We start from the raw sequence: 1358 nt of genomic DNA, 5'->3' as shown, positions 1-1358 counted from the left end.
ACACAATCTGCTCCGGGGCCACCTTCGGCTCCTGACCCGCTGGCGCGGTTCAGTCGTCGAGCCACACTCCGCTAACCGCGAAAAGACGCGGTAAGCTCCGCCGAACCCGCAAGCGGTTTCGGGCCTGACGGCTAGTGTCTGATGTCTGAAGTCAAGGTCAACGGCAGCGCTTGCTGCGACCGTCCCGGTCGCGCCGCTTTCACCGTGCCGGCGAAGGACTGCCGGCACTCTGCGGGGCAACGCCGTTTCGCGCCCGCGCGTTCCGTCGTTGCGGCGGGTGCCTGCTCCTTTCCCCTGGTACCCGTATCACCCGTTTGAGTCCATTCGCCGGGGCTGAGACAAGCACAACCCGTCTTGCTGTCCAGGGGACGGCAGGGCCTTTCGCAATAAATTTTTCCCGGCCATTCCGCTGCCGCTTCATTAGGCCGAAAAAAATTTCCCGCTCACCCCCGGACATCTGCACCGGGCCGTGCTCGTTTACGCCCTTGCGGCGAACGGCTCTCAAACGGGTGAAGGTTATATCCAGGGGGCAGGTTCAGCAGGTCCCCGCACAAAGTCAAAACCGCGGCCCCGGCAACTCAACGGGTGATGGTTAAAAAATTAAACAGGTGAAGGAGAATAATATGCGTTTAGCATCCCGATTTGGACTTACTCATTCCATTCGTCAGGAACGCCCACTGACTAACGATGAATTGGTCAAGGTTGTACCTTCTGTGTTTTCAGAAGAAAAGCATAATTCACGTAGTGATCGCTATACCTATATTCCAACCATTACACTGCTGGATAAATTACGTGAAGAAGGTTTCCAGCCATTTTTTGCCTGTCAGTCACGAGTAAGGGATGAGGATAAACGGGGGCATACTAAGCATATGGTAAGACTTCGCCGTGAAGGGGCCAATAAAGGAACAGAAGTACCCGAAATCATTCTTCTTAACTCGCATGATGGATCGTCCAGTTATCAAATGATCCCGGGTATGTTCCGTTTTGTATGCACAAATGGCCTTGTGTGCGGTACGTCGTTTGGTGAGATTCGTGTACCTCATAAAGGTGATATTGTGGGAAGGGTTATCGAAGGTGCTTACGAAGTTTTGGGAATTTTCGATAAAATAACTGAAGGCGTTGATGTCATTACTGACAAACTGTTACACATAAAAATATCCCATAAATATCTTTAATTGTATTAGTCGCGACTTGATCTGACACTGGACCTTGAAAGGTTGAGAGTTACCGGTTTTGATATGGGTGTCCAATCCTTAAACAAAACACGAGGTAACTCTCATGATTCATACTAACAATCCCATCATCAAACATAAAGCTGGCCTGCTCAATCTGGCAGAAGAACTCGGTAACGTTTCAAA

At 50.7% G+C, this 1358-nt stretch carries 1 pseudogene; it reads left to right on the top strand.

The window, feature by feature from the left end:
• Window positions 1–623 precede the first annotated feature (623 nt).
• Window positions 624–1172: pseudogene (locus DR88_RS00315) on the top strand (DUF932 domain-containing protein); the annotation flags it as partial.
• Window positions 1173–1358: the final 186 nt, after the last annotated feature.

The organism is Klebsiella pneumoniae, from assembly GCF_000742135.1.
Lineage (GTDB): Bacteria > Pseudomonadota > Gammaproteobacteria > Enterobacterales > Enterobacteriaceae > Klebsiella > Klebsiella pneumoniae.
Note: the sequence above shows the minus strand (reverse complement) of the source record. Positions and strands in the feature narration are given on the sequence as shown.